The 21,400-nt window shown below is 66.8% G+C and carries 24 protein-coding genes; 14 read left to right on the forward strand and 10 right to left on the reverse strand.

What is annotated here, in order from left to right:
• Positions 1 to 419, reverse strand: a 419-nt coding sequence (locus GRI89_RS03650; protein WP_159792313.1) for a DUF6152 family protein, incomplete at its 3' end; no start/stop codon positions are given.
• Positions 420 to 637: 218 nt separating this feature from the next.
• Between GRI89_RS03650 and GRI89_RS03655 the strand changes: the two genes are divergently transcribed.
• Complete coding sequence (locus tag GRI89_RS03655) at positions 638 to 1,444, forward strand: outer membrane protein assembly factor BamD (RefSeq protein ID WP_235912772.1); 807 nt, start codon at positions 638 to 640, stop codon at positions 1,442 to 1,444.
• A gap of 36 nt (positions 1,445 to 1,480) precedes the next feature.
• Here the strand turns inward: GRI89_RS03655 and GRI89_RS03660 are convergent, their stop codons facing one another.
• Complete coding sequence (locus GRI89_RS03660; protein WP_328598069.1) at positions 1,481 to 2,002, reverse strand: PilZ domain-containing protein; 522 nt, start codon at positions 2,000 to 2,002, stop codon at positions 1,481 to 1,483.
• Positions 2,003 to 2,037: 35 nt separating this feature from the next.
• On the opposite strand from GRI89_RS03660, the gene GRI89_RS03665 reads away from it, so the two are divergent.
• From GRI89_RS03665 to GRI89_RS03720, 13 genes are all read left to right on the forward strand, one after another.
• Entirely contained in the window at positions 2,038 to 2,991 is a 954-nt protein-coding gene (locus GRI89_RS03665; protein WP_159792801.1) for a fatty acid desaturase, read from the forward strand.
• Positions 2,988 to 3,338, forward strand: a complete 351-nt coding sequence (locus tag GRI89_RS03670; protein WP_159792319.1) for a diacylglycerol kinase — start codon at positions 2,988 to 2,990, stop codon at positions 3,336 to 3,338. The genes GRI89_RS03665 and GRI89_RS03670 overlap by 4 nt, the downstream gene beginning before the upstream one ends.
• Positions 3,339 to 3,386: 48 nt before the next feature.
• Positions 3,387 to 5,051 carry a DNA repair protein RecN gene (gene recN / locus GRI89_RS03675; RefSeq protein ID WP_159792321.1) on the forward strand — a complete coding sequence of 555 codons (1,665 nt, stop codon included), beginning with the start codon at positions 3,387 to 3,389 and terminating at the stop codon, positions 5,049 to 5,051.
• Positions 5,052 to 5,072: 21 nt separating this feature from the next.
• Entirely contained in the window at positions 5,073 to 5,369 is a 297-nt protein-coding gene (locus GRI89_RS03680; RefSeq protein WP_159792323.1) for a hypothetical protein, read from the forward strand.
• 95 nt (positions 5,370 to 5,464) lie between these two features.
• Positions 5,465 to 5,728, forward strand: coding sequence for a hypothetical protein (locus tag GRI89_RS03685; RefSeq protein WP_235912777.1), 264 nt, complete (start codon positions 5,465 to 5,467; stop codon positions 5,726 to 5,728).
• Complete coding sequence (locus GRI89_RS03690) at positions 5,725 to 6,633, forward strand: alpha/beta hydrolase fold domain-containing protein (protein WP_159792327.1); 909 nt, start codon at positions 5,725 to 5,727, stop codon at positions 6,631 to 6,633. The genes GRI89_RS03685 and GRI89_RS03690 overlap by 4 nt, the downstream gene beginning before the upstream one ends.
• A 40-nt stretch (positions 6,634 to 6,673) precedes the next feature.
• Positions 6,674 to 8,791, forward strand: a complete 2,118-nt coding sequence (gene ligA / locus GRI89_RS03695; RefSeq protein WP_159792329.1) for an NAD-dependent DNA ligase LigA — start codon at positions 6,674 to 6,676, stop codon at positions 8,789 to 8,791.
• Between the two features lie 63 nt (positions 8,792 to 8,854).
• Entirely contained in the window at positions 8,855 to 9,010 is a 156-nt protein-coding gene (locus GRI89_RS17770; RefSeq protein ID WP_201290860.1) for a hypothetical protein, read from the forward strand.
• Between the two features lie 11 nt (positions 9,011 to 9,021).
• Positions 9,022 to 10,383, forward strand: coding sequence for an MFS transporter (locus GRI89_RS03700; protein WP_201290861.1), 1,362 nt, complete (start codon positions 9,022 to 9,024; stop codon positions 10,381 to 10,383).
• 20 nt (positions 10,384 to 10,403) lie between these two features.
• On the forward strand, positions 10,404 to 11,744 hold the full coding sequence (locus GRI89_RS03705; protein ID WP_201290862.1) for an MFS transporter: 1,341 nt from the start codon (positions 10,404 to 10,406) through the stop codon (positions 11,742 to 11,744).
• Positions 11,745 to 11,794: 50 nt separating this feature from the next.
• Positions 11,795 to 12,262 carry a hypothetical protein gene (locus GRI89_RS03710; protein WP_159792331.1) on the forward strand — a complete coding sequence of 156 codons (468 nt, stop codon included), beginning with the start codon at positions 11,795 to 11,797 and terminating at the stop codon, positions 12,260 to 12,262.
• 56 nt (positions 12,263 to 12,318) lie between these two features.
• Positions 12,319 to 14,364, forward strand: a complete 2,046-nt coding sequence (locus tag GRI89_RS03715; protein ID WP_159792333.1) for a TonB-dependent receptor family protein — start codon at positions 12,319 to 12,321, stop codon at positions 14,362 to 14,364.
• Between the two features lie 41 nt (positions 14,365 to 14,405).
• Positions 14,406 to 14,936, forward strand: a complete 531-nt coding sequence (locus GRI89_RS03720; RefSeq protein WP_328598070.1) for a YcnI family protein — start codon at positions 14,406 to 14,408, stop codon at positions 14,934 to 14,936.
• 30 nt (positions 14,937 to 14,966) lie between these two features.
• On the opposite strand, the gene GRI89_RS03725 is transcribed toward GRI89_RS03720, so the two are convergent.
• The 8 genes from GRI89_RS03725 to GRI89_RS03760 all read right to left on the reverse strand — a co-directional run bounded on the left by GRI89_RS03725 (position 14,967) and on the right by GRI89_RS03760 (position 21,385).
• Entirely contained in the window at positions 14,967 to 15,203 is a 237-nt protein-coding gene (locus tag GRI89_RS03725; protein ID WP_159792337.1) for a hypothetical protein, read from the reverse strand.
• 53 nt (positions 15,204 to 15,256) lie between these two features.
• Positions 15,257 to 16,531 (reverse strand): glucuronyl esterase domain-containing protein, encoded by a 1,275-nt coding sequence (locus GRI89_RS03730; protein ID WP_159792339.1) that lies wholly within the window; start codon positions 16,529 to 16,531, stop codon positions 15,257 to 15,259.
• Positions 16,521 to 16,952 carry a rhodanese-like domain-containing protein gene (locus GRI89_RS03735; RefSeq protein WP_159792341.1) on the reverse strand — a complete coding sequence of 144 codons (432 nt, stop codon included), beginning with the start codon at positions 16,950 to 16,952 and terminating at the stop codon, positions 16,521 to 16,523. The genes GRI89_RS03730 and GRI89_RS03735 overlap by 11 nt, the downstream gene beginning before the upstream one ends.
• 61 nt (positions 16,953 to 17,013) lie before the next feature.
• Complete coding sequence (locus tag GRI89_RS03740; protein ID WP_159792343.1) at positions 17,014 to 18,177, reverse strand: Gfo/Idh/MocA family protein; 1,164 nt, start codon at positions 18,175 to 18,177, stop codon at positions 17,014 to 17,016.
• Between the two features lie 48 nt (positions 18,178 to 18,225).
• Positions 18,226 to 18,915: a DUF2459 domain-containing protein gene (locus GRI89_RS03745; protein ID WP_328598071.1), complete on the reverse strand. Its 690-nt coding sequence runs from the start codon at positions 18,913 to 18,915 to the stop codon at positions 18,226 to 18,228.
• Positions 18,888 to 19,799, reverse strand: coding sequence for a 50S ribosomal protein L11 methyltransferase (locus tag GRI89_RS03750; protein ID WP_328598072.1), 912 nt, complete (start codon positions 19,797 to 19,799; stop codon positions 18,888 to 18,890). The genes GRI89_RS03745 and GRI89_RS03750 overlap by 28 nt, the downstream gene beginning before the upstream one ends.
• Positions 19,792 to 20,673 (reverse strand): subclass B3 metallo-beta-lactamase, encoded by an 882-nt coding sequence (bla, locus tag GRI89_RS03755; protein ID WP_328598073.1) that lies wholly within the window; start codon positions 20,671 to 20,673, stop codon positions 19,792 to 19,794. Before bla ends, GRI89_RS03750 begins: the two co-directional genes overlap by 8 nt.
• Position 20,674: 1 nt before the next feature.
• Complete coding sequence (locus tag GRI89_RS03760) at positions 20,675 to 21,385, reverse strand: SDR family NAD(P)-dependent oxidoreductase (RefSeq protein WP_159792349.1); 711 nt, start codon at positions 21,383 to 21,385, stop codon at positions 20,675 to 20,677.
• Between the last annotated feature and the right edge of the window lie 15 nt (positions 21,386 to 21,400).

Raw genomic sequence — 21,400 nt, forward strand, 5'->3', positions numbered from 1 at the left:
TTGCCTTCGGCGCGCTTGGCGGCGGCGGCGACCGCTTCGGTCGTCGGGTTGCCGAGCGAGAGCTCGCGGCCGTCGGGGAAGCTGATTTCCGCGGCGCTGGCGCGGGTATCGCCGTCGCGGGCCTGGAAGGCCTGGACGATGATCTTGGTGCCGGCCGGCAGCGAGTTCCTGTTCCAGCCGCGACGCAGCAGAGCCGACGGGGCACCGCCCTCAACGCGCCAGACCTGGCCGTTGGGAAGCTTGATGTGGATCCACGAGTGGGGGTTGACCCACTCGAACTTCACGACCGAGCCTTCCAGCTTGATCGGCTTGTTACGGTCGAATTCAGCGGCGAACGAGTGGTGGGCGAGCGCGGCGCTGCCCCCGGCCAGGCCGATTGCGGCGGCGGTTATGGCGGAAAACGTGGTCAGGCGTTTCATTGCGAGTGGTTTCCTTTCCTTTGCTCATCCACCGCGGCACATTCTGTGGCCTGCCTTGGCGGCATCTGCATTCAGGTTTAATCGAGTAATTATGAACAGAACTGCAATGAAGCGACCGACTGCCGTTCATCTTGCTACTATCGCACTGCAAATTGCGCCGGGCAAAGCCGCGCCAACTTCACTTGGCGTTCATGGGCGGGCTGGCTATAGGCCGCTCCATGCTCCGCAAGCTATCTAGCGCGCATCGCGCAATAATCCTTGTCTCAATCTCTGGACTGGCGCTGTCCGGCTGTTCCCTGTTCGGGGGCAAGAACAAGGGCGGGGACACCGCCTATGTCGCGCGCGACGTGGACTCGCTTTACACCGAGGCGAAGGAGCGGCTCGACCGCGGCGACACCAAGGTCGCCGCCGCGCTGTTCGACGAAGTCGAGCGTCAGCATCCATATTCGCCCTGGGCGCGCCGGGCGCAGCTTATGGGGGCCTTCGCCAATTATGTGCAGAAGGATTACGACAAGGCGATCGAGGGCGCGCAGCGCTTCCTGTCGATCCACCCGGGCAACAAGGATGCCCCTTACGCCTACTACCTGATCGCGCTGTGCTATTATGAACAGATCAGCGACGTCGACCGCGACCAGCGCATCACGCAGCAGGCGCTGACCGCGCTGCAGGAAGTGCAGAGGCGCTATCCCGCCACCCGCTATGCTGCCGATGCGCGGCTCAAGGTGGACCTCGTCAACGACCACCTCGCGGGCAAGGAAATGGAAATCGGCCGGTTCTACGAAGACACCGGCAAGTGGCTCGCGGCGCAGATTCGCTTCATGAACGTGGTCAAGGACTACCAGACCACCAGCCATGCGCCCGAGGCGCTCTACCGCCTGACCGAAACGAGCCTCGCGCTCGGCCTGCCGGAAGAAGCGAAGAAGTATTCCGCTGTGCTCGGCGCTAACTATCCCGGCAGCAAGTGGTACGACCGCGCCTACTCGCTGATCGAAAAGAAGAAGCCAGACCTGATTACGGAAGGCTGAGCGGCACGGCCCGGCGCTGCAACGGCAGCGAAGGGGTCAGGCGACCGCGACGCGGTATTCGGGGGGGCGGCTGACTTCGAGCAGGTTGGCCAGTTCCACATGCCGTAGCGCACTGGCGAAACGCACGCCGACGAAGCCGTCGTGTGCCCAGCGCACGAAGCCCGGAAGCTTCTCGCCGCCGTCGAGTTCGACCGTCACTTCCTGTTCGACTGTGTAGGCATTCGAGTCTGCGTTGGAGATGCGGCACCCCTCGACCGAGAGCTCGATCATCAGTCCTCCGCGGCGGCGCGGCGGACCGCCTCGCAAGGTCACCGAACGGCGTACCGCGAAGCGTTTATTCGAGCGAATTACCAGGAGTGTCACGACCTCTGTCCCCGTTTTCCCCACCACCTTTCCACAAGACATCAGACTGGCGTTAAGATTTGGTTTTCGCCGGGCAGTTTGTCGCAATCGAATTCGTGTTTTGCTGCGGAGTTTTCCGAACCGTGATGCCGATGCAACCGTTGCATCGGCCCGAGCGCCCCGCTGCAACTGACCGTCAGCCCCGCCGTCGCGCATCCATTCCCCGCTCGATACAGCGCAAGGGAAAGACAATGGCAATTACTCGCGACACCGAACTTCATCGTTGGCGACGGCTCGCCGTCATGCGCGATCACCCTGAACTCACCGCCCTGATGGGGCCCTACTTGCCGACCGCTGGATGGGCCGTAGCGGTAGTCGGCGTGCAGGTCTGCATCGCGGCCTGGATCGGCCAGCAGCCGTGGTGGGCCATAGCGATAACCGCCTACACCGTCGGCGCGGTAGCAAGCCTTTCGCTGCTCTCGTTGTTGCACGAGACCTCGCACGACCTGGTGTTCCGCCGCCCGTCGGCCAACCAGTGGCTCGGCATCTTCTGCGGACTGCCGCTGATGGTCCCGGCGGCGACGAGCTACCGCAAGGGGCATCACCTGCATCACAGCCACCTCGGCGACACGGTCTACGACGGCGACTTCGCCAGCCCGTGGGAGGCGCGAATGGTCGGCAACTGCCCACTGCGCAAGGCCATGTGGCTGGTTGCGCAGCCGCTGCTGCTGAGCCTGCGCATAGGTCGCATGCCGGGCGTCGTCGTGGTCGACCGGTGGAGCCTCGCCAACGTGGCCGTGCAGGTCGTGTTCGATGTGGCGGTGGTGGTGTGGCTCGGCTGGGGCGCCGCGACCTATCTCGTGCTGGCGCACTGCTTCGCGCTCGGGCTGCATCCGCTCGGCGGGCGCTGGATCCAGGAACACCACATCGTCGACCCGGGGCAGGTGACCTACTCCTACTACGGTCCGATGAACCGGCTGGTGTTCAACTGCGGCTATCATTCCGAGCATCACGACCTGATGCGGGTGCCGTGGATCCACCTGCCCAAGGTGCGGCGCATCGCCTCCGAAGTGTACGGTCCGCTGCACGCGCATACATCGTGGGGCAGGTTGCTCGTCCGCTTCCTGTTCGACCGCGAACTGACGCTTGCCAACCGCACCTACGGCTGCGGCAACAAGGGCGCGGCGCGCAAGGTGACGGCATGAAGGGCGGGGGTATCGCGCAACGCACGCGCTACAGCCTTGCCGGGCTGCGCGACGCCTGGCAGCGAGAGCGGGCCTTCAGGGCGCACCAGCTCTGGGCGCTGACGGTGCTTGGCTTGCTCGCGGTGATGCGCGCGGAGCCGATCTGGTGGGGGGTGCTGGTTCTGGCGCTGGCGTTGGGAATGGCGTTCGAAGCGATGAACGGCGCGGTCGAGGCGCTTGCCGACCTCCTGGAGCCGCTGCGCTGTCCCAAGGTCCGCGTGATCAAGGACATGGCCTCGGCCGCCGCCTTCCTCGCCAACTGCGCTACCGGTCTGCTCGCCCTGTTGATGATCGCTGCGGAATGGTGAGCGCGCGGCGTTGCGCGGTGCGTCGCCGGTCCGTAATGCTCAGGCAGAATGCTGACCCGGCTCGCCATCCGCAACATCGTGCTGATCGAGGCGCTCGACCTCGCCTTTCCGGGCGGGCTCGGAGTGCTGACCGGCGAGACGGGCGCGGGCAAGTCGATCCTGCTCGACGCGCTGGGCCTGATCCTCGGCAACCGGGCCGAGACCGCGCTGGTCCGCGCCGGCGAGGACAAGGCGGGCGTCACCGCGACGTTCGAGTTTGCGCAACTTCCCGCCGGGGTGCGGGAGGCGCTCGACGAAGCCGAAGTCGAGATCGAACCGGGCGAGCCGCTGATCATCCGCCGCAGCGTCAAGGCCGACGGCGGCAGCAAGGCCTTCGTCAACGACCAGCCGGTCGGCGTGGCGCTGCTGCGCGAGATCGCCCCGGCGCTGGTCGAACTGCACGGCCAGCATGACGACCGCGGGCTGGTCAATCCGCGCGGCCATCGGGCTTTGCTCGATCGCTATGCGGGCAGCGACGTTGCCGGAGTCGAGGCGGCGTGGCGCGGCTGGCAGGTGGCAGGGGCGGCGCTCGCCGGGGCGCGCGCATCGATCGAACAGGCCAAGGCCGACCAGGACCTGCTCATCGCCCACCTTGCCGAATTGGCTGCCATCGAGCCGCAGGTAGGCGAGGAGGAAGCGCTCGCCGGTGCGCGCGCTGACATGCAGAAGGGCGAAACGCTTTCCGGCGACCTCGAGGAACTGCGCCTGTTGTGGGACGGTTCGGACTCGGCGCTCGCGACCTTGCGCGGCGCGGCGCGGCGGCTCGATCGGATCGCCGGTGAGCATGCGCTGCTGGCCGAAGCGCTCGCGGCGCTCGACCGCGCGGTGATCGAGGCGGGCGAGGCCGAGGACAAGCTGCAGGCCGCCGCCGATGCGCTGTCGCATGACCCCGCCGAACTCGACTGCATCGAAACGCGCCTTTTCGAACTGCGCGCGCTTGCCCGCAAGCACCGGTGCGAGGCCGACGAACTGCCCGCCAGGATGCGCGAGATGCGCGCCAGCCTCGACGCGATCGAGGCGGGCGACGCCAACATCGTCGAACTCGAGAAGGCCGAGCGAGCGGCGCACGAAGTCTACCGCGCCCGCGCCGAAGCGCTCCACGCCGCGCGGGTTTCGGCTGCGCTGCGGTTGGATGAAGCGGTGGCGGGCGAACTCGCACCGCTGAAACTCGACGCCGCCCGGTTCCGTACCCAAGTGGCCGGATTGCCCGAGGAGCGCTGGGGGCCGCACGGCATGGACGCGGTCGAATTCCTCATCTCGACCAACCCCGGCGCCGACTTCGCCCCGCTCAACAAGATCGCATCGGGCGGCGAACTGTCGCGCTTCATCCTCGCGCTCAAGGTCGCGCTTGCCGAGCAGGGCGGCGCGGCGACGGTGATCTTTGACGAAATCGACCGCGGCGTCGGCGGCGCGGTGGCGAGCGCCATCGGCGACCGCCTCGCCCGGCTGGCCAGCGGCGGGCAACTGCTGGCGGTGACGCACAGCCCGCAAGTCGCCGCGCGTGGCGGCACGCATTACGTGATCCACAAGAGCAGCGAGGGCACCGTCACGCGCACTTCGGTGACCCTGCTCGACGCCGCCGGACGTCAGGAAGAGATCGCCCGAATGCTCTCGGGCGCGGAGATCACCAGCGAGGCGCGGGCGCAGGCCGACCGGCTTCTGGAGAGAGTGTGATCACCAAAAGGGGGGAATTGTATGGGAATATATCTCGGCGGTATCGACGTGACCTGGTACCTGCCCGCCTTGAGCCTGGTGGGCAGCTTGCTGATCGGCCGTCTCATGGCGGGAACGCGCGGAAAAAGGACGCTGATCGGCTGGGCTGTGGCGCCATTCGTGGCCTACCTCGCCTACGCCCTATTGCCGGGTAACGATGAATTCCTTGCCTGGCTGCCGCTGACCTGGCCGATCTTGGCGGTGTTGTGGGTTCCCGCCTTGCTTGTCGGTGCACTGTTTGGCCGGCGCCTGCGCCGGATGAGCGAGCCGCTGGGTTGATGGCTTCCAGTGAGACCAAGACCCTTTGGCGGCCCGTCGGCCCTGAAGAGTTGCGTCTGATCGAATTGTCGGGTTGGACGGAGTTTCCTCCCCGCTTGCCCGAGCAGCCGATCTTCTACCCGGTCACCACCCGCGAATACGCGATGAAGATCGCGAGGGACTGGAACGTTCCGGCCAGCGGCAGCGGCTTCGTCACCGAGTTCGAGGTCGATGCCGCCTTTCTCTCGAACTACCGGGTCGAGGATGCAGGTGGCCGGGCGCACCGGGAATACTGGATCCCGGCCGAAGAACTGACCGTCTTCAACGCTGCGATCGTCGGTCAGATCCGGGTTGTCGACACGTTCGGAAATGCGGCGTGAAGCGTGCCGCCTGGGTGTTCGCCTTGCTCGTCCCCTCCGGTTGCACCGGCGCGATGAAAGAGAACGCGACACCGGCGGCGACGGACTACTACGCTGACCAAAGCCTCTGGGGCACCGACGCGCACCTCGCGCCGGAGGCTCCCGACGCGGTGCTGCGCTACGGCGAGGGTGAGCGCGCCTTTGCCGAGTTGCGGATGCCCGAGGGCGAAGGGCCGTTTCCGCTGGCGGTGATCTATCATGGCGGGTGTTGGAAGACGGGAATTGCGACGCAGGCCTACATGGCGCCTCTGGCGACGCGCTGGCGGACGCTGGGCGTGGCGACGCTCAACGTCGATTACCGCGAGGTCGGTGACGGAGGCGGCTGGACGGGCTCGTTCGAGGACTGGCAGGCCTCGGCAAAGCTGATCGACGAGGTGGCTGCGAGTTACCCGATCGACCGTGACCGGGTGACGCTGGTCGGGCATTCGGCCGGGGCGACCCCGGCGCAGTGGCTTGCGGCGGAGCAGGGGGCGGATGGGCCGGTCGGCGCGCGGCCCGCGCTGAAGGTACGCGCAGCGCAAGTATTCGACGGGCCTGCCGATGTCGGGGCGGAGCGCGCCTCGTTCGATGCGCTCTGCCAGTTCGGTGCAGTCGATCCCTTCATGGGCGGCGCGCCGAACGAAGTGCCTGAGCGTTTCGCAGCGATTGCGCCCGAAGAACACCCGCCGCTGGTGGAGGAAATCCGTTTCGAGCAGGCCGTGATGCCTGCCGCTCCCGAAGCTGCGCAAGCGGCAGTTCGTGCGGGCGGGGCGCAACTCACGGTGCACGTCAACGAAGGCGCCAGCCATTTCGCGATCATCACCCCCGGCGACCCGGTCTACAAGGCCATCGAGCCGGACCTGCTCAAGGTGCTGCGCGGACAGTAGCGGGCTGGAAAGCCGCGCCGGTTCGGGCGATAGCGTTGGCATGTCCGCGAATCCGATCGACATTTCCGAAGCCGATGCCGCCAACGAGTTGATGCGGCTGGCGAAAGCCATCGCCCATCACAACAAGCTCTACCATTCCGAGGACGCGCCGGAGATTTCCGACGCCGAATTCGATGCCCTGGTGCGGCGCAATGCCGAGCTGGAAGAGGCATTTCCGCATCTCGTGCGCGCTGACTCGCCCTCACAGTTGGTCGGGCACGAGATCGCCGCTTCGCCGCTGTCGAAGGTGACGCACGAGGTTCGCATGATGAGCCTCGACAATGCCTTTTCGGACGAAGAAGTGGCCGATTTCGTCGCCCGGGTGCGGCGCTTCCTCAACCTCGGCGACAATGCCCCGCTGGCCTTCACCGCCGAGGACAAGATCGACGGCCTCTCATGCTCGCTGCGCTACGAACGCGGCAAGCTGGTGCGTGCGGCGACGCGCGGCGATGGGCAGGTCGGCGAGGACGTCACTCCCAACGTCGCCTACGTCGCCGACGTGCCGCAGGAATTGCACGGTGATGCGCCCGACGTGTTCGAGGTACGCGGCGAGGTCTACATGGAAAAACAGGCGTTTACCGCGCTCAATTTACGCCTGATGGAAGAAGCCGAAGCGGCGGCGAAGGAGAAAGGCGAGGAGTTCGATCCCGCGAAAGTCCGCCAGTTCGCGAACCCCCGCAATGCGGCGGCGGGATCGTTGCGGCAGAAGGATGCGAGCGTCACCGCCACGCGTCCCCTGCGCTTCTTCGCGCATGGCTGGGGCGCGGCATCGACCGTGCCGGGGACGTCGCAGCACGCAGTCATGCGGCAGATCGAGGATTGGGGTTTCGTTGCCTCACCGCAACTCAAGCTGTGCAGATCGGTCGAGGAAATGTTGCAGCAATACCGCAGCATCGCCGAGGGGCGGGCGGTGCTGCCTTATGACATCGACGGCGTCGTCTACAAGGTCGACGACCTTGCCTACCAGGCGCGCCTCGGCTTCGTCGCCAAGGCGCCGCGCTGGGCGCTGGCGCACAAGTTCCCGGCCGAGCGCGCCGAGACAACGCTCGAACAGATCGACATCCAGGTCGGGCGCACCGGCAAGCTGACCCCGGTCGGACGGCTGACCCCGGTGCTGGTTGGCGGTGTCACCGTGACCAACGTCACGCTGCACAACCGCGACGAGATCGCCCGCCTCGGCGTGCGCCCCGGCGACCGCGTCGTCATCCAGCGCGCCGGCGACGTGATTCCGCAGGTGGTCGAGAACCTGACCCGCGACGAAGACCGTCCGGCCTTCGCCTTCCCCGATCACTGCCCAGTGTGCGGTAGCGAGGCCGTCGCCGAGGAAGGCGAGGTCGACGTGCGCTGCACCGGCGGGCTCGTCTGCAAGGCGCAGCAGTTCGAGCGCCTGCGTCACTTCGTCAGCCGCGCTGCGCTCGACATCGAGGGGCTGGGCGAAAAGACCATCGCCGAGTTCATGGAGCTCGGTTGGCTCGACAAGGGTCCGCCCGACATCTTCCGCCTCAAGCAGCACCGCGACGAACTGCTCGGCCGCGAGGGCTGGCAGGAGAAGTCGGTCGACGGCCTGTTCGCCGCCATCGAAGCCAAGCGCCAACCCGACGCCGCGCGCCTGCTGTTCGGGCTGGGCATTCGTCACGTCGGTGCGGTGACGGCGCGCGACCTGCTCAAGCGGTTCCATGAATTGCCCGCCCTTCGAGCGCTTGCCGAGAAGGCCCACGCAGGCGACGAGGAAGCGGCTAATGAACTCACCAGCATTGACGGCGTCGGCCCTGTCGTGGTCGAGGCGCTCGGCGACTTCTTCCATGAGGACCACAACAAGGCGGTGTGGGACGACTTGCTGTCCGAAGTCTCGCCGCCGCCCTACGTCGTCGAAACCAAGGCAAGCGCGGTCTCGGGAAAGACCGTCGTCTTCACCGGCAAGCTCGAAACCATGAGCCGCGACGAGGCCAAGGCGCAGGCGGAACGGCTCGGCGCCAAGGCCGCTGGTTCGGTCAGCCCCAAGACCGACCTCGTCGTCGCGGGACCGGGGGCGGGGAGCAAGCTCACGAAGGCCGCCGAACTGGGTATCGAAGTGATCGACGAGGCGGCCTGGGCGGAGATCGTGCGGGAGGCCGGGTAGATCGAGTTTCGGCTCCCGTCCCGGCTGTGCTAGTCCGGACGGACAAGAGGGGGAGAGGGTACCATGCAGAAGAATCCGGCCATGTTCCTGGCGCTGGGAATCGCGATCGGCGCGGGGTTCGGCGTCGCCTTGGGTAACATCGCCATCGGGGTCGGGGTCGGCGTCGCGCTCGGCCTGACGCTTGGCGCCGCGACCAGTCGCAAGAAGGACAATCCCTGAGGTAAAGGCCAGTGGCCGCCGACCCGGCATTCGAGACCGCGACCTACCGCAAAGTGGCGTGGAAGCTGATTCCGCTGCTCTTCCTCGGGTACTTCGTTGCATATCTCGACCGGGTGAACGTCGGCTTCGCCAAGCTGCAGATGGCCGGCGACCTTGGCTTCAGCGACGAGGTCTACGGCTTCGGGGCGGGCATCTTCTTCTTCGGCTATTTCCTGTTCGAAGTCCCCTCCAACCTTGTCCTGCAAAGGATCGGCGCGCGGATCTGGATTGCGCGCATCATGATCACGTGGGGCCTGCTTTCGGCGGCTTTCATCTTCACGGACTCGATCCGCTGGGGTCCGGTATCCGCGGGCTTCGGACTGACCGACGCCGAGTTCAGCTTCTATTTCCTGCGCTTCATGCTGGGTGTCGCCGAGGCCGGCTTCTATCCCGGGGTGATCCTTTACCTTACCTTCTGGTTCCCCTCGCGGCGGCGGGCACAGGTCATCGCGCTGTTCATGACCGCCATCCCCTTTTCCAACGTGATCGGGTCCCCGCTGTCGGGCGCGGTCATGCAGTTCCTCGGCGGGACGGGTGCGTGGAGCGGGTGGCAATGGCTGTTCGTGGTCGAAGGGCTGCCGTCGGTCCTCGTGGGCTTGCTGGTTCTCGCGGTCCTGCCCGACAATCCGCAGCAGGCCAAATGGCTCACCGAGGATGAGCGCAAGTTGGTCCTCGAACGGCTCCAGGAAGAAGAGCACGGGAAGGCCGGCGAGGGTCACCAGCACGCGGTATCGACGATTTTCCTCGACCTGCGGATCTGGTGTTTCGCAATCGCCTTTGTCTGCGCCAACGCGGGCTTCTATGCGCTCAACTTCTGGATGCCGACGATCATCCAGGAATTCGGGATCGATCCCGAAGCCTATTTCACCGTCGGGCTGATTGCGATGATCCCGTGGGGCGCAGCCGCGGCGTTCATGGTGTTCTGGTCGCGCCGCTCGGACCGCACGGGCGAGCGGCGCTGGCATGCCACAACGGCAGCGGCGATGCTGACGACGGGCATGCTGCTGCTTGCCTTCCTGGGGGCCAACGCGGTGATCGCGCTGCTCGGTCTGGCGATGGTCGCGGGCGGGGGTATTGCTTGGCTGTCGATCAACTGGTCCTTCCCGACCTCGTACCTTTCCGGGGCCGCTGCGGCGGGCGGAATCGCCATGATCAATTCAATCGGCAACCTCGGCGGCTATTTCGGACCCGACCTGATCGGCTCGGTCCGCGAAGCGACAGGCGGTGACAGCACCGCGGCGTTCCTGGCTCTCGCCGGGCTGGGGGCGATCACGGTCGTTCTGACGATCGCCTTGCCCAAGGTTCCGCCGCGTCTCACCCGGCGCGCGGCCTGACCGGCGTGGGGAGCGGAACTTTGGCGTCCTTCGAGCGGGCTACCTACGCGAAGATTGCGCGGCGCATCCTGCCGCTGCTGTTCCTCGGCTATTTCGTGGCGATCCTCGACCGGGTGAACGTCGGCTTCGCCAAGCTGCAGATGGCCGGCGAACTGGGCCTGTCGGACGCCGTCTACGGTTTCGGCGCGGGCGTGTTCTTCTTCGGGTACTTCCTGTTCGAAGTGCCTTCGAACCTCGTGCTCGCCCGGGTTGGGGCACGCAGGTGGATCGCGCGGATCATGATCACCTGGGGCGTGGTTTCGGCGGCTTTCGTGTTTCTGGGGGACTTGCGCTGGGGACCGCTGGCCGGGGCGTTCGGGCTGACCGATCCGGAATTCAGCTTCTACCTGCTGCGCTTTGTGCTCGGCGTGGCCGAGGCGGGGTTCTTTCCCGGCGTGATCCTCTACCTGACGTACTGGTTCCCCTCGCGGCGGCGGGCGCACGCGGTGGCGCTGTTCATCATCGCGATTCCCTTGGCGAGCGCAGTCGGCGCGCCCGTATCGGGGCTCATCCTCGAGTTTCTCGACGGATCGGTGGCGATGCGCGGGTGGCAGTGGCTGTTCCTGCTCGAGGCGCTGCCGGCGATCGGTCTGGGACTGGTGTTGCTGGCGAAGCTCCCCGACGGGCCGCGTGATGCGCCATGGCTGAGTGAGGAAGAATGCGCTTTCGTCGAGGCGAAACTGGCCGAGGACGAGGCGGCCAAGGCCGGGACAGGGCACCGCACTCGGCTCAGCGCGGTCCTGCTCGACTGGCGCGTCTGGGCCTTCGCGCTGGCCGACTTCCTGCGCGCGGTCATCAACAACACGCTCAACTTCTGGATGCCGACGCTGGTGCAGGAACTTGGCATCGACAAGGGCGCCTACCTCAAGGTCGGCCTCGTCACCGCGATCCCATGGGGCGTGGCCGCCATGGCCATGGTGCTGATCGCCCGCAGTTCCGACCGCACCGGGGAGCGGTGCTGGCATGCGACACTGTCCATCATGCTATCGTTCGCCGGACTGCTGATGCTGAGCTTCGCCGGGCACTCCGCGGTCGTTTCGGTCGTCGCGCTGGCGCTGGTCGCGACCGGGGCGATGGCCTGGCTGGCGATCTTCTGGACCATGCCGACGGCGTTCCTCTCAGGCGCGGCGGCGGCGGCGGGCATTGCGTGGATTAACGCGATCTCGCAGCTTGGCGGCTTCGTCGGACCCGACCTGCTCGGCCGGGTGCGGGAGAGCACCGCGGGCGATAACACGCCGGCCTTCCTGATGATGGCTGTTGCAGCGCTGGCGGTGGCGGGGCTGACCCTGCTGCTCGCCGGCCGGGACAAGGTGCGCGCCTGACCCATGCGGGGTTGTCCCCTTGGGCGGCGTCGCATATCGGCGAAGCCGACGTGAGGGACTCGCTGACCACGCGCGCAAGGCGCGGCCTTGCCATGGCGCTGCTGCTGGCGGCGCTGCTGGTGCGCGCGGCGATCCCGCAAGGCTACATGGTCGAGAGCACCGAGACCGGCGCGTTGGCGATCACAATCTGCCATTCCGACATTGCCTGGCAGGTTCCGGTCGAGGTCGAGGCCATGCACCACGATCAGATGCAGATGGCCCACGGCCAGATGGATCACGGCCAGATGGATCAGGCCCAGATGGGGCACGAGTCAAAGGGCCACGACCAAAAGGGTCACGGCGAGCCGCAGCCCTGCGCCTTTGCCGTCGCGGTCAATGCGACGCCGCCGGCCGACTTCCCCTCCTTACCGCTGCCTCGGGCGGTCGCCGAGGCATTCGTGCGCAGCGAAGCGCCCTTCGCGCTGGCCACGGCCGCACGGCAGCTTCCACCAGCGAGGGCACCTCCCGCGTTCGCCTGAACCAGTCGCTCCACCGCACGGTGGGGCACTCTTTCGGACATTTACGGGAATACCCAATGCACAAACTGCTTTGCGGCAGCGCGATGGCGCTGGCCGCTCTTACTCCGTTATCCGCGGCGTGGGCCGACGAAGGCGAACAGGACCCGCCGATCATCGTCACCGCCGACCGCGATCCTGACGATCCGGCCGTGGTGGCCGACGCGCGCGAGCGACTCTCGCGTACTCCGGGCTCGGTTTCGGTGGTCGCCGCAGAGACTTACGAAGACCATACGGTCGTCGGCCTGCCCGACATCCTGCGCGACGTCCCCGGCGTGCTGACCAACAAACGCTATGGCGAGGAATCGCGCATGTCGATCCGCGGCTCGGGGCTCGACCAGTCGTACCACCAGCGCGGCGTCATGCTGGCGCAGGACGGCGTACCGTTCGCCGATGCCGACGGGTTCGGCGACTTCCAGAAGATCGACCCGCTCGGCGCGCGCTATGTCGAGGTCTACAAGGGCGGCAATGCGCTGCGCTTCGGCGGGGCGCAGCTCGGCGGTGCGGTCAACTTCATCACCCCCAACGGCAAGACCGCCGAGACGCCCTATTCGCTGCGGCTCGAAGCCGGGTCGTGGGATACGTTTCGCGGGCAGGGAAGCGTTGCGGGCAAGAGCGGCGGCTTCGACTACTACGGCTCGGTCAACGGCTTCCGCTCCGACGGCTACCGCGACAACGAGGCGGGCAAGCAACTGCGCGGCACGCTCGACCTCGGCTACTCGTTCGGCGAGGACAACGAGGTCCGAGCGATCGGCTACGGCGCCACGATCCGGCAGGAAGTGCCGGGCGCGGTAACGCTGACCGACGCGCTGACCAACCCGACCTTCGCCGGCAACGGGGTGGTCGACCGCCGGCAGGCGCGCGAACAGGACCTGTTCCGCGGTTCGCTCCAGACGCACCTCCGGCTCAGCGACGGGCTGGTTTTCGAAGGCGGCGTCTATGCGACGCAGATGGACCTGCATCACCCGATCTCGATCGTCATCGACCAGGACACCGACACACAGGGCGCGTTCGGCAGGTTCGACCTGTCGGGCGAGCTCGGCGGACACCGTGCGGATCTCTACTTCGGCGCCTACTATCGCCAGGGCGGGACCAAGCAGGACCTCTACCTCAACTCGCACGGCGCCAACGGCTTCCGCATCGGCCAGGCGGTCAACGAAGCGAGCGGGCTCGACCTGTTCGCCGAGGGCCGGTTCTTCGTCGTTCCCTCGCTGGCGCTGGTCGCGGGCGGGTCCTACGGGCACGCCAGCCGGAACTATGACAACCTCCTCGCCGCAAAGCACGACGAGGTGGACTTCGACTGGTTCGCCCCGCGTGTCGGCCTGCTGTTCGAACAGGGCGCGGTCCAGGTCTACGCCAACTACACGCGCTCGGTCGAACCGCCGCACTTCGGCGCGCTGACCCAGACCAACACCAGCGGTTCGGTCTTCGTCCCGCTCGACACGCAGCGGGCGTGGACGGCGGAGATCGGCACGCGCGGCAAGTCGGGCGCCTTCACCTGGGACGTGACCTACTACCGCGCCGATGTGCGCGGCGAGCTGCTCAGCTTCACGCCGGTCGCGAACCTGCCCGCCACGGTGTTCAACGCGGGCGACACGCTCCACGAAGGTATCGAGGCGAACCTCGACTGGCGGATCATGGACAACGAGCACGGCCACCTTCGGCTGCGCCAGACCTATGCCTGGTCGAACTTCCACTTCGACGGCGACCCGGTCTACGGCGACAACCAGCTGCCGGTCGCGCCTGAGCACCAGTACCGCATTTCGCTGCGCTACGACGGAGCGCATGGCCTGTTCGTCGAACCCTTCGTCGACTGGCGGATGCAGGACGTGTGGGTCGATTACGCCAACACGATGCAGGCGCCGGGCTATGCCCTGCTCAACATCGGCGCGGGGATCGATCTCGGTCCGGCGACGCTGTTCGTCGACGCACGCAACCTGACCGACAAGCGCTACGCCGCCGAGTTCGCCGCGGTGACCGATGCGAGCCTGCCGACCGCCAACACCGCGGTGTTCTTCCCCGGTGAGGGCCGTTCGGTGTTCGGCGGTGTAAGGGTGGCGTTCTGATGCGCGCCCGGTTTACCAAGTCCCTTTCAAGGAGCGGAAATGTGAAGAGAATCCTTTCGGCTTTGCTGGCCCTGTCGCTACCCGCCGCCGCATCAGCGCATGCGGTGTTCTCCGAGCAGGATGCCGAGGCCGGCGCCTACTACGCCGGGTTCCTGCGGATCACCCACGGGTGCGGAGCCTCGCCCACCGTCGCAGTGCGGATCGAGATTCCAGAGGGAGTGCTCAGCGCCAAGCCGCAGCCCAAGCCGGGCTGGGAGCTGACCATCGAGCGCCAGACCCTGCCCAAGCCCGTGGCGGGCGAGGGCGGTTCGATGATTACCGAACGGGTCTCGGCAGTGACCTGGCGCGGCAAGCTGCCGGTCGACCAGTTCGACCAGTTCGGACTGGCGATGAAGCTGCCCGACACGTCAGGCCCGCTGTTCTTCCCGACCGTCCAGAGTTGCGAGGTCGGGGCGAACGAGTGGACTGACATTCCGCCGAGCGCCGAGGCATGGCACTCGGTCGAACACCCGGCGCCGATGCTGGTGCTGAGTGGCGGCATGGCGATGGAAGGGCATTCCGGCCACCACTAGGGTCCGGGGGCGGGAGCGATTGCGGCCCGGTCAGGGCTCGCCGCCGCTCTCGCCCTCTTCGGTCCCGTCGGTTTCCTTGCGGAGGTCGAGTTCCTCGGTGGCCGCGGCGCGTGCCGGATCGAAGGCGGAGGCGAAGATCAGGCCGAGCGCCACGATCATCCCGCCGCCTCCGCCGCGTTTCGCCCCGGCCTTGGCGCGGGTGAGCAGGCGCGGCAGTGCCAGCAGGGCCACGACGAAGACTGCGCCGGCGATAAGCCATTCAAGCATGGAGACACTCCCTCCTCCCCGATGTGGGGAGCGGCGGGCGGGCTGCAAGGCGCTCAGTCGGGCACGAACATAGCCTCGTGGCGGTAGAATGCCTCGTAGGCCGGCCAGGGAACATGGCCCTCGTCGTGCTGGTACCAGGCGAGCGGGAAGGGCGTGTCGGCCGTTCCGAGAGGCGGCGGCATCGCACCATCGGGCACTTTCGAGCCGAACAGCGCCCAGGCCGGTTCCGCCGCCATGGTCGCCAGCCACATTCCGCGCGGATCGACCCATGCGTCGCCCTTTTCGGCGAGGCCGGAGGTGACGAATAGCGGGCGCGGGGCGCGAAGGGCGATGAGCGTGTGCGCATCGACCGGTAGCTCGGCGATCGAATGTCCCTGCCGGGCAAACAGCATCGCCGCCGGGGTCATCCAGTGGAATTCGCCGCTTCCCGCGAGGTTTTCCCACCGCTCGCCGAGATCGCGGCGCATGATCTTGGCACCGCCTGCGCCGCTGCTCGAAACGTGGGCGTCGGCGAACAGCGGGTCGAAGGCCGCAGCGACCAGCACGCCCTTGCCGAAGCGCGAGTGGCCGGTGAGCGAGATGCGCTGGCCGTTTATCCGGTTGTCGCGTGCTAGTTCTTCGCGCAACTGGCTCGCGCCCCAGGCCCAGGCCCTGAGTGCGCCCCAGTCATGTTCTTCGCGCGGCCAGCGGGCGAGGCCGATGATCCCCTCCCGCATCGTCGCCCCCGTGTCGGACTGCAGCATCTGCGGGCGGTATTCGACGTAGGCGAAACCGTGCCGTAGCGCCTGCTTCGTTGCATCGGGTGGTGGCGTGCCACCGAAGTTCGGCACCCGGCCGCCGGGCCAGACGTAGCTGTAGGAGATGAGCGCCGGGGCGGGGTTCTTGCGACGGGGGAAGGTGATGATCGCATCGACCGTCGGCCCCATCCGGCCATCGGGCGCGACCACCTGTCCGATCCATTGTTCGACATTGGGCCGCACGGCTTCCTTGCGCCAGACCACACGGAAGCTCGCAACGCTTTCCGGGATGCGCCCGACCCAGTTGTCCTTGACCAGGCGCGCCAGTTCCGCGCGCCGGGCGCTCCAGCCTGATTGAGTCTGATCGGTCGCGGAGGCGAACAGCGGCGGCAGTGGCAAGTCGCCGACTTTGGTCTCGTCGTAGTTCGCGGCGTTGGGCGCGTCGGGATTGTTGCCGTCGGCGCCGGGGCGCAGCTCGCCATAGCCGAAGCGGTTGCGCTCGCCGGCGTGAATGTCCCCCGCCGTCTGCGCCGCCACCGGGGTGGCGAGAAGCGCCAGCGCCGCGATCAGGCCGCGCAGCTCAGTTTTCAACCGGAAGCCCGCCGTCCTGCCAGGCGGTGATGCCGCCCTCCATATTGGCGACATGCTGGAAGCCCATGCCCTGCATCGCCTCCAGCGCCTGCCCGCTGCGGTGGCCGGTGCGGCAATAGACGATGTAGTCCTTGTCCTTCGGCAAGGCGGCGATCTGCGCGGCGAAGTCTTCGTTCTTGAAATCGATGTTGGTTGCCCCGGCGATGTGGCCGGCGGCAAACTCTTCGGGCGTGCGGACGTCGAGCACTGCCAGTTGCGGCCGCGACATCATCACCTGCTGCACGTCCCGCGGGCCCATCATCCCGGCAAGATGTTGCATCGGAATCTCGCCAATGGACTCGTCGGCTTCCTCCTTGCCCTGCGCATGGCAGCCGGCGAGCAGGGCGAGCGCCGCGAGCGGCAGGAAAAATCGTGCGGTCATTCCGGCAATCCTCTCCTTTTCCCTCCGCCGTTCTAGCGCCGGCGATGCAGCGAGGCCAGAGTCACAGGGCGACGATGGCCCCGCCGTTGTCCGCGCTGCGGTACATCGCCTCGATGATGCGGATGTCGCGCAGGCCCATTTCGCCCGGCGTGCGGTGCGGCGTGTTGGCCCGCGCGGCGTGGCTGAAGGCGTCGATCTGGGCGGCGAACTGGCCCCACGGATCGCCAGCACCGACCGTGCGCTGCGGGCCGTTGCCTTCGAGCACGATGGTGTTGAGGTCGTAGGTCGTCGCCGGCTTCATGAAGATCGACGCCTTCGAGCCCATGTAGCGCTGCGAGGAGATGTAGGGGCTCCAGCAGTACGACGACGACCCGCTGATCGTCAGGCCCTTGCGGGTGCGGAGGCGGAAGTCGATCCCGCCCTCGACCTCGCGGAAGCGCACGTCGTCGCGCGGGTAGGAATAAGTCGCGGTGACGTCGGCCGGGGTGTCGTCGCCGATCATCATCAGCGAGGTGTTGAGACCGTAGATGCCGATATCGTACATCGACCCGCCGCCGGCGAGCGCCTTTTCCAGCCGCCAGACGTGCGGCGGCCAGTTGAGATCGGCGTTGAAACCGTGGTCGCACGAGATGAAGCGCAGGTCACCGATCTCGCCGCCGTCGATCAGCTGCTTGGCCCGCACGTTGGTCGGTTCGAAGTGGATGCGGTAGGCGACGCCGAGCTGGCGGTTCGCCGCCTTGGCCGCGGCGATCATCGCCTCGCATTCGGCGCTGGTCGAGGCCATCGGCTTTTCGCAAAGCACGTGCTTGCCGGCCTTGAGCGCGCGGATCGTGTATTCGGCGTGCAGTCCCACTGGGAGGACGATGTAGACGCAGTCGATCTCCGGATCGTCGGCGATTCTGTCGAAGTTTTCGTAGTTGTAGAACCGACTCACACCGTAGCGTGCGCCGAGATCCTTTTGCTTGTCCGGGCTGCCCGAAACGAAGGCGGTCATCCGCGAGTGTTGCGAATCGCGGATGCCGGGGATGACCTCTCCGACCGTGAAGTTGCCGAGGCCGACGATCGCCCAGCGCATCCGGTTGCCAGGTGGGTCGGGCAGGGCGAAGTCGCCGGCCAGCGGCGTTCCTTTCGCTTCCTGCCCCAACGCACGCGAGGCGCTCGCGGCAATCGGAATTGCGCCGGCGGCGGCCACGAACTGACGGCGTGAAATCTTGCTCTCGGACATCTCTCGCACCCCTGAGGTAGCGGTACCATGCATGTTTCCGGGCGCTTGTCACTCCGCGCTATCGGGCACCCATTTCATCACGCCCCCGGCCATCGGCGTCCACCACCCGGTCTTCACCCCAGCCGAGGCGAGGGTGTTGCTGGTCCACTGGTTGCAGGTGTTGCGCACGGTGTAGTGCCCGCCGGTCTCGTAGAACACGTCCTGATCGCCGTAGCCGGGATAGCTGACGCGCTGGCCTTGCGGCACTACGCGGTCGATCTCCGCGACGAGGCGGGCGTACTCGGCGTGGGTCAGGCGCAGCGGGCGCAGGTCGTCGGCAGGGGCGGGGCGGACGTAGTGCTCGACGTGCAGCAACCCGTCGCCGCCGATACCGGCAATGCGCAGTACCGTCATCGGCGAGAGATCCCACCAGGTCGGGGTCTCGAGGAATACCTGCCGCTCGCCCCAGCTTATCGCGAGGTGGGTATAGGGCTCGCCGGACAGCGCAACCTCGTCCGCCGGGAAGACCGGCCGCCAGTCGCGTTCGGGCGTGACCAGCGGGAGGACGAGCGCGGTGTGCACGCCGTTCGACTGGACCATGATCTCGATGCCGTCGTCAGGCTCGCGCCAGCCGGAATTGCGCGGGATCGAACTGCCGATCCAGATCGAGAGGAAGAAAAGCGCGAAGAAGGCGGCCAGCGCGAACGCCGACCACTTCGCGATGCGCCAGGTCAGCCGACGAAGCGGCGGCGCAGCCACAGGATCGACCAGTCGCCGTTCACCAGACGCGCGACGAGCGAGAACCCGGCGCGGCGATAGGCGGCGCGGAGCTTCGGCTCCTGCTTCTCGAGCAGTCCGGCGAGCAGCAGGTTGCCGCGCGGAGGTACCGCGTCGGCGAAGTCGCCCGCCAGCTCGATCAGCGGCCCGGCGAGGATATTGGCGATGAGCAGGTCGTAGGGCCCGCAGGCCCTGAGGTCGGGGTCGTCCATCCCGGCAGCAATCGCCACCGCGAGCTGGCCCGGCCTTGCACCGATTGTAAAGCCGTTAGCCGTCGCATTCTCCGCCACGACGGGCCCGCAAACCGGGTCGATGTCGGTGGCAATCGCATGGGCTCGCGGCCACAGTTCGAGCGCGGCGAAGGCGAGCAGTCCGGTGCCGGTCCCGATGTCCGCGATCCGCCGTGCAATCACGCCGCGCCGCTTCATCTCGCTCAGCATGACGAGGCAGCCTTCGGTTGTCTTGTGCTGCCCGGTCCCGAAAGCCTGGCTGGCGGGGATGACGAAGGAGCGGACCCCCAGTTCGCCGCTCGGGTGGTGGTCCGGCGTGTGGACGTAGAAACGGCCGGCCTGGATCGGTTCGATACCTTGCTGGCTTTCAGTCACCCAGTCGCTGTTCGGAAGACGTTCCGCCGTCAAATCGAGAGCTTCATTGACAAACAATCGCGCGACCGACTTGCGGTCCGCCGCCGTGGGCTTGCGCGGCAGGTAGGCATCGAGTCGCCAGTCGTCGGGCCGGTCGTCCGCCAGTTCGAATCCGGTAAGCACGATTTCCGGGTCCCAGTCCGCCACGTCCTCCTGCGCCAGCAGCGCCGCCTGGATCGTCGCCTTGTCGCCGAACGCAGTGAGCTTCCAGCTGTCAGCCACCCTTGGCCTCTTCGGCAAGGCGATCATCGAGCCGCACACGCACCGCATCGGCATAGGCCCTGCAGCTGTTCGGATCGCTCAGCGGAGCACGACCCGCAATGCGCTCAATCATGTTGCTGGCCGAGGGATGCGGAGTCAGCAGGATGTCGCAGTCGAGGTCGGCGATGGTCTCGATGCTCTTGCGGAATGCGGCGAGGTATTCCGGGTGATCGGAGAACCGATAGTCGTCCGCGCTGACAGGCGTCAGGCTGTCGGCATAGACGATCGACGAGTTGCAGGCATCGGCTTCGCATGTTTGCCATTGATAGCTCACTCCGCCGGGAGTGTGACCGGGCGTGGCGATGGGGACCAGCGTCAGCCCGCCGATCTTGAAGCTCTTGGTGCTGTATCGAGGCCGGAAGATCGTGCTCTGTACCGAAACTGGTTCGAAATGTTCGTGCAATTCGTATTGTGGGTCGCCGGGCCGTGCAGTTCCGGCTTCGAGTGCAATTGCCGCTTCGGCGGACGCCCCTACGTCGGCACCGGTCTTCCGCTGCAGTCCTGCCATTCCGCCGACATGATCGTGATGCTCGTGACTGATCAGGTGCAAGGTGACGCGCTTGAGGTCAAAGCCAAGGCTTTTGATATTCTGCGCTATCAAGTCGCCGGAACCGCGCGGCCCCCCGTCGATGACGATCGAACCTTCAGGCGTGTCGACAACGATCACGGAGATGCCGCAGGTGCCCACGTAGTAGGTATCGCCGAAGATCCGAAATGGCGGGGTCGGCTTATCCCACTCGTCCCACTCCTTGCAGTTTGCCAGGCCATGTTCGGTCGCTGAAGGTTCAGGCGCAGCTGCGGCCAAGAGCGGTACGAGGAGAAAGGCGAGAAGCACCCTAGCGAACATAACTTGCCCCGTTGGCGTCGAGCGTCGCGCCGGTCAGGCTGGGCGGGGCATCGAGCGCGCAGAACACCGCACAGGCGGCGATTTCCTCTGGCGTCGCCACCCGGCCGAGCGGGATGTCGGCAAGGAGACCGCTGCCGCCGCGGCTGGCGAGGTAATCGTCGGCCATGGCGGTGGCGGTGAAGCCGGGATTGACCGCGAAGCTGTAGATTCCCTTGGCCGCGTAGGCGCGGGCAATGGTCTTGTGCAGCGCCAGCATCCCGCCCTTGCTCGCCGCGTAGTGCCAATGATCGGGCGAATCGCCGCGGTGGCCGGCGCGGCTCGCGATGTGGACGATGCGCCCCCCGCTGCCACTTTCGAGCCAGTTGCGCACCGCGAAACGGCTGAGCTGGGCCGACGCGGTCAGGTTGATCCGCATCGTGTCCTCCCACGCATCGAGCCATTCGATGTCCGATGATCCGATCGGATTGGAAGCGAACAGACCGGCATTGTTGATCAGCACATCGATCTGCCCCTCGCCGCGTTCGAGCGCCTCCTGCCACAACTGCTGCGGAGCGGGCGGGTCGAGGAAATCGGCAGCGATCGTGTCGTCGTCGGTCGCGCGGGTGGCATGGCCGATGACGGTGCAGCCGCGTGCGCGCAGCGCCTCGGCAATGGCCTTGCCGATGCCGCGGGAGGAGCCGGTGAGGAGGACGGTGGACATTGCGCGGCAATAGAG

The sequence above is a fragment of the Croceibacterium salegens genome, assembly GCF_009827435.1.
In the GTDB taxonomy this organism is placed as follows: Bacteria; Pseudomonadota; Alphaproteobacteria; order Sphingomonadales; family Sphingomonadaceae; genus Croceibacterium_B; species Croceibacterium_B salegens.